This is a genomic window from Chitinophaga sp. (assembly GCF_035564935.1).
Classification (GTDB): domain Bacteria; phylum Bacteroidota; class Bacteroidia; order Chitinophagales; family Chitinophagaceae; genus Chitinophaga.
Genome location: NZ_DATMTE010000351.1, coordinates 1 through 6,502 on the forward strand (window position 1 = coordinate 1; position 6,502 = coordinate 6,502).

The following is a 6,502-nucleotide window of genomic DNA, read 5'->3' on the forward strand; positions in this document are numbered from 1 at the left end:
ATAGACTAAAAAAACCTACAACTATGAGAGGTGTTAATAAAGTAATCCTGATAGGCAATTTGGGCAGAGATCCGGATGTACAGTTTCTGGAAGGTAATATTGCAGTAGCCAAATTTTCACTGGCTACCACTGAAACATTCAAAGACAGGGCCGGCAAGCTCATTTCACAAACAGAATGGCATACAGTGGTGCTATGGCGGGGACTGGCCGAACTGGCGCAAAAATACCTGCACAAGGGCAGTCTTGTTTATATTGAAGGCCGCCTGCGCACCCGCAGCTGGGAAGACAAAGAAGGCAATAAAAAATTTGCCACTGAAGTTGTAGGAGACAACCTGGTTATGCTGGATAAACGCATGGACCTCAACAACCAAGATCACCCCATACCTCACCATAGCAGTACAGGTTCAGGTAGTGGAGAAAACTTTCCGGGACTGGAAATACCACCTTCACTGAACGAACCCGCAGACGATCTGCCTTTTTAGTTGCAAAAAAATATTAACTTTTCGACCTATGTAATCCCTTTTAGGGACATTACTTATATTTGCGTGCAGGGAAAGCAATTCTATGAATTACTTTCCCGCTATTTTTGATTAATTACATCAAAGTTGAACATCTTGGGCATCCTTTCGGCAAGCTACGTATCCTATTTTTTACAAGCCAGCGCACCAATTGGCGCCCCTAACGTGGTGGTATTTCTGCTTGTTATCTTTATTCTCCTGCTGCTTACCTTCATTGTTTCCGGTGCAGAGGTGGCCTTCTTTTCCCTGAATCACAAGGATCTGAATGTGCTTAAAACACGACAGAATGCCTCCGGCAAACTGATCACCAGGCTGCTGGAAAAGCCCAAATCACTGCTCGCTTCCCTTCAGATAGCAGGTGTGTTGCTCATGATCGCGTTTATCATGATCACCAATTACCTTATTACCCAGATGGAAGACCTGCAAACACTGCCGGTAGTTTCCCTCCTGGTAAGGATTTCCGCCATCTGCCTGATCCTGCTGTTCTTCGGCCAGATACTCCCCAGGGTATGGGCCGCCCAGAACAATATCCGTTTTGCTACGTATTTCGCGTGGTTTGTAAGCGGCGTACACGCCACCATGGAGCCGGTCAGCGATTTTTTTGTTGGTCTCAGCTCCAGCATTGAAGACCGCTTCTTTCACCGCGGCACCGGCCCGGTGAATTACCAGGAAATTGATCAGGCCATCGAAATGAGTGTGGATGCCACCGCTTCCCAGGAAGAAAAGAATATCCTGAAAGGGATCCTTAAATTCGGTAATATCACCGTAAAACAGATCATGCGCGGCCGTTTGGACGTAAATGGCGTAGAATACGACAGCTCCTTTGGCGACATCGTAAAAAGCGTGGCAGACCTGCATTACTCCCGTTTACCCGTTTATAAGGATAACCTGGACAATATTGTGGGGGTTATTCATACAAAAGACCTCCTGCCCCACCTCGATAAAGGAAATACCTTCGACTGGCACGAAGTAATGCGCCAGCCTTTCTTCGTACATGGCCATAAGCTGATCGAAGACCTGCTTTCCGAATTTCAGAGCAGGCGGATGCACTTTGCCGTAGTGGTGGATGAATTTGGTGGTACCTCCGGTATTGTAACACTGGAAGATATCATGGAAGAAGTGATCGGCGATATCAAAGACGAATTTGATGAAGAAGAATTTAACTACAGTAAAGTAGACAACTTCACCTACGTATTTGAAGGCAAAACCATGCTGAACGACGTTTGCCGCATTATGAACATCTCTCCTGAAACATTTGAACCTGTAAAAGGTGAAAGTGACTCCCTCGGTGGTCTTATACTGGAACTGGCCGGAAAATTTCCTGAAGAAAACAGCGTTATTAACTACAATAACTTCGATTTCACTGTACTGGAAGTCAATAAAATGAGAATCCAGAAAGTACAGGTAACCATCAGGCCGGATGCCGCTGAATAAGTATAACTGCCTGCTAAATAACCGTAAAATGCCAGCGATTAATGGAAAGGTGCCCGCCCTGATCATAGGGCTGATCTGTATATTTGCCGCCTGTGAAAACGTACCTACACCAAAGCCACGGGGCTATTTCCAGGTAAAATTCCCTGAACGGAAATACCGCATCTTTGATATGCCCGGATACCCCTATACATTTGAGTATCCTGCATACGCCAATATCGTTAAAGACACCTCCTTTTTTGGTGCAGCGCCGGAAAATCCCTACTGGATCAATATCGACTTTCCCTCCCTGAACGGGAAGATCTATATGAGCTACAAGATCATCGGCCCTGGTAACAACAGCTTCCAAAAACTGGTAGACGATGCCTTTAAAATGACTTACAAACACACCTATAAGGCAGAATACATCGATGAAAACCGGATCCATACCGCGAATAACGTAAACGGTACTTTCTACGAAGTAGGCGGCAACGCTGCTTCTTCCAAACAGTTCTTTGCCACAGATTCCGTAAAACATTTCCTCCGGGGAGCCCTCTATTTTGATGTTACCCCCAATGCAGATTCCCTCGCACCTGTTTACAAATTCCTGGAACAGGATATGTGGCATATGGTGGAAACCCTGCGCTGGAGATAAGCGCCGAATACTGTAACTTTGTGGTCTTAATAAGATTGCCTGTATACTGTTTCAGGCAAAAAGGCCATTCCCGATGATCATTATTGACGATAAATACATAAGTGACGAAGTAATTGAGGAGCAATTCGTATGCAATCTTTCGGCCTGCAAAGGAGCATGCTGTGTGGCAGGCGATTGTGGCGCCCCACTGGATAAAACAGAAGTTAAAACCCTGAAGAAAATTTATCCGAAGATCAGGTCCTACCTCCGGGAAGACGGTATCCGTGAAATTGAGCATACCGGTACTAATACCGTTGATGATGAGTATGGATATGTAACCCCGATCGTAAATAAAGGCATCTGTGCATACGCCACTATAGACGATCATGGCATAGTAGGCTGCGGTATTGAAAAGGCATACAACGACGGCGTGGTTGATTTCAAAAAACCCATTTCCTGTCATCTCTACCCTATCCGTATTAAGAAGTATGAAACATTTGAAGCGGTAAATTATGACCGCTGGAACGTTTGCAAACCTGCCTGTAAAAACGGTAAAACCCTGCAAGTACCAGTGTATCGTTTCCTTAAAGATGCTTTGATCAGAAAATACGGCACGGAATTTTATGAAGTGCTGGATAACATCGCAAGAAAAGAACACGGGTAAATCATTTTCAGATTTAACTATCTTTAATTAGGAATATTGCTTGCTTATGCATCAGATAGCATCTACTTTTCTGGAAGAAAGTGAAAAGAAAGCGTCCGATCTCGGCCACCGGCAGACGATCAACTTCAATATAGGTAAATACAATACAGCTGTAAAAGCCGGTAAACAACAGTTTACGGATTTGCCCGGAGCCAGGGAAAGAGCCAAAAACATTAAGTGGAGAGCTATTGAGCACCTGGATAATCACCTGGAAGAATTTGAGCAGAACTTTACCCGCCGCGGAGGTAAGGTGATATGGGCTGAAAACGCGGAACAGGTGCAACAGGAAATACTGGCCATTTGCCAGGCGAAACAATGCAAAAGCATTGTGAAAAGCAAGTCAATGGCTACGGAAGAAGTACACCTGAATGCATTCATGGAAAGCAACGGCATCGAATGCGTGGAAACAGATCTCGGGGAGTATATACAACAGCTTGACGGAGAACCGCCCTACCACATTGTTACACCAGCCATGCACAAAAGCAAGGAAGATGTGGCCCGTTTATTTGCGGAAAAACTGGGTACTGATCCGGGTCTTACTCCTGAACAGTTAACCCTGGTAGCCCGCGAAAAGCTGCGCCACAAATACCTCCAGGCCGAAGTAGGCATCACCGGCGCCAATTTTATTATAGCAGATACCGGCTCTATTGCCGTTACAGAAAATGAAGGCAACGCACGTTTAACCACTGCATTTCCGAAAACGCATATCGTACTGGTGGGCATTGAAAAAGTATTGCCCTCTATTACAGATTTGGGCCTGTTCTGGCCTTTGCTGGCTACCTATGGTACCGGCCAGCAGGTAACCGCTTACAACAGTATTTTCAGCGGCCCGCGCCAGGAAGGGGAAACAGATGGCCCGGAAGAAATGTACGTGATCCTGATGGACAACGGCCGCACCAACATCCTGCAGGACACCACCGCCCGCGAAAGTCTTTACTGTATCCGCTGCGGCTCCTGCCTCAATGCATGCCCCGTTTATAAAAATATTGGCGGACACTCTTATGCCGCCACTTACAGCGGTCCTATCGGCTCCGTGATCACTCCTCACCTGAAAGGGATGGACTCCTACATGCACCTGAGCTTTGCGTCATCGCTTTGCGGCAATTGTACCGAAGTATGCCCGGTGCGTATTAATCTGCATGAATTGTTACTGCACAACCGTCAGAAGGCTGTAGAAGAAAACTATACTTCCGGTGGAGAGAAATTTGCCTGGTTTATGTGGAAACAAGGCTGTAGCAGCCGTAAAATGATGAATATGGCCAGTGGCAAAATGAAAAATTTCCTGCTGAGAAGATTCTTTGCCAAAAGCTGGGGAGATAACCGTGAACTCCCCGTGTTTGCGGCCAAGTCCTTTAACCAGCTATGGAAAGAACGGAAATAGCTATTCATCTTTTTTTACCGTAAACTTTACCCTGATCTTTACTTTGGCCGGCTTCCCGTCTGAAGCAGGTATCCATGCAGGACCTTCCTTGATTACGCGGATAGCCTCGGCATCACACAACTCATTCAGGTGACGGATAATTTTAAAATCCTGCAGGCTGCCATCTGGCATAACAATAAAGGATACACGCACTGTACCGGTATATTTATTATCCGGGTTAACCGTTTTGGTTTTCAGGTAATTCGCGAAGGCAGTTTCCCCCGTTACCGCAGCGGGTTCCCGGTACGCCATGTTATCAGCATCTGATGATACCTCCAGTCCTGCCGCTTTACCAGCTACCACCACCTGTATACCGGAATCAGTAACAGGTTGCTCCCGGATCACACTTACCGAACCGGTAACATTTTGCTTCTTTTGTGCACCATAGCCAACTACCACAACTTCATTCAAAGCATTGTTTTTCTGGCTATCGGGCTTACCCAGTGCCAAACTGTTTTGCCCCCGTATTCTTATTTGCTGATCTTTTTTGTCAGATGAAGGAGGAACAACATTCCTTTGGGCTTCCCTGCGCTCAGCCTGCACGGCAGGCGCTGCTGCCGGAACGCTGGTTAAATCAGGCGCCCGTTTGTTTGCAGAAGGAATTGTTTCATTGGCCTTCTCATTTTGGATATAAGGCACTATTCTGTTGTCTGTTGCTCCTGCGGCCTGTTCCCGGTTTTCCCGTTTCTTTTTAGCAGTTTCCGGTACGGTTGGTGCAGCCGGTGTGTTTTTTTCCGCAAGATGATCAGCTTTTGCCAGGGATGGCACAGTATCCCCATGTTCGGAAAATACGGGCGACGCCTGTTGAGTCGGCTTCGGGGTGCTTACGCCGGCAATAGGCGCTGTTCGCTGTTGATACCAAAGGAACCAGCCAGCTGAAAACATCAGGAGCAGAATAGCCGCCGCCGCTGCCATGCGATAAATCATAGGCCGGATGCGGCCGCCGCCGGCCACCTTTTCGGATAACCTGGTGGCAAGGTCTTCCTGGTGGGCAGTTTGCTCCGGAACATGTAAGGCATAGCCTTCCAGGGCATCGGCCAGGAACGGATCGTCCAGGGCCTGGCGTTCCAGGGCATGCATAGCCTTATCATCCAGCTCTCCCGCCAGATATTGGCGGATGAGCCCGGCGAGTTCTTCCGGTTTTATATGTGGCCGCTTATCAGTCATCCTGTTGTTCCATACATATTTTCAGGTTACGCTTTCCGTTCTGGATATAGCTCTTTACCTTATTCATTTCATACCCGGTGATAGCACTTACTTCCCGGTAGCTTTTTTCTTTCAGATAGAACAGGTCTACACTGCGTTTTTGCTCTTCCGGTAAGGTTTCCAGGCATTTTTCCATGCTCTGCAGGTTATCTTCCAGGGACATTCCATTTTCATGATGCCCGTTTTCTCCGTTTTCCACAATGAGGTGATCATCAATAGATACCTGCCGGGATTCCTTATTTTTCATGGCCCGCAGCTTCATTAAACAATGATTCCGGGTAAGTACATGCAGCCAGCTTTTAAAATTCTGGACCTCATGTTGCTTCAGCTTTACAATTAACTCCTCAAAGATCAGCATTACAGCATCTTTACTGGCTTCTTCATCAAAATATCTCAGACACACCCCGTATACCAGGTTCATATAACGCTGGTAAAGGGCTGCAAGAAAGTCCAGCTTCCCGGTGGCTTTAAACTCACCGATCAACCAGGCATCATCTGCATCCTGCATGATATTTTGTTTGATAAAAGACATTTGTGGCGGCTGTTCGCTTATTGCTTCCCCTTCTAAAATTATATTGATTTACAGGCCAGCAATACTATTATTTTTTTTG

7 protein-coding genes are annotated in these 6,502 nt (G+C 46.6%); 5 read left to right on the plus strand and 2 right to left on the minus strand.

The window, feature by feature from the left end; genetic code table 11:
• The 5 genes from VN105_RS09195 to VN105_RS09215 form a co-directional block, all read left to right on the plus strand.
• Positions 1-482, plus strand: a 482-nt coding sequence (locus VN105_RS09195; protein WP_325640087.1) for a single-stranded DNA-binding protein, incomplete at its 5' end; no start/stop codon positions are given.
• Between the two features lie 132 nt (positions 483-614).
• Positions 615-1,952, plus strand: coding sequence for a gliding motility-associated protein GldE (gene gldE / locus VN105_RS09200; RefSeq protein ID WP_325640089.1), 1,338 nt, complete (start codon positions 615-617; stop codon positions 1,950-1,952).
• A gap of 28 nt (positions 1,953-1,980) precedes the next feature.
• Positions 1,981-2,583, plus strand: a complete 603-nt coding sequence (locus tag VN105_RS09205; RefSeq protein ID WP_325640091.1) for a hypothetical protein — start codon at positions 1,981-1,983, stop codon at positions 2,581-2,583.
• A 73-nt stretch (positions 2,584-2,656) separates the two neighbouring features.
• The gene (locus VN105_RS09210; RefSeq protein ID WP_325640093.1) at positions 2,657-3,226 is read left to right on the plus strand and encodes a DUF3109 family protein; all 570 of its coding nucleotides are present in this window, start codon (positions 2,657-2,659) and stop codon (positions 3,224-3,226) included.
• Between the two features lie 46 nt (positions 3,227-3,272).
• Entirely contained in the window at positions 3,273-4,646 is a 1,374-nt protein-coding gene (locus VN105_RS09215) for a LutB/LldF family L-lactate oxidation iron-sulfur protein (RefSeq protein WP_325640095.1), read from the plus strand.
• On the opposite strand, the gene VN105_RS09220 is transcribed toward VN105_RS09215, so the two are convergent.
• A complete protein-coding gene (locus tag VN105_RS09220) occupies positions 4,647-5,852 on the minus strand; it encodes a TonB family protein (RefSeq protein ID WP_325640097.1) in 1,206 nt (401 codons plus the stop codon).
• Positions 5,845-6,423: a sigma-70 family RNA polymerase sigma factor gene (locus VN105_RS09225; RefSeq protein ID WP_325640099.1), complete on the minus strand. Its 579-nt coding sequence runs from the start codon at positions 6,421-6,423 to the stop codon at positions 5,845-5,847. Before VN105_RS09225 ends, VN105_RS09220 begins: the two co-directional genes overlap by 8 nt.
• Positions 6,424-6,502 lie beyond the last annotated feature (79 nt).

Excerpts from the sequence above, each read along its gene's own strand:
- VN105_RS09205 (WP_325640091.1), top strand. The coding sequence starts at position 1,981 with ATGCCAGCGATTAATGGAAAGGTGCCCGCCCTGATCATAGGGCTGATC.
- VN105_RS09210 (WP_325640093.1), top strand. The coding sequence starts at position 2,657 with ATGATCATTATTGACGATAAATACATAAGTGACGAAGTAATTGAGGAG.
- VN105_RS09215 (WP_325640095.1), top strand. The coding sequence starts at position 3,273 with ATGCATCAGATAGCATCTACTTTTCTGGAAGAAAGTGAAAAGAAAGCG.
- VN105_RS09220 (WP_325640097.1), bottom strand. The coding sequence starts at position 5,852 with ATGACTGATAAGCGGCCACATATAAAACCGGAAGAACTCGCCGGGCTC.
- VN105_RS09225 (WP_325640099.1), bottom strand. The coding sequence starts at position 6,423 with ATGTCTTTTATCAAACAAAATATCATGCAGGATGCAGATGATGCCTGG.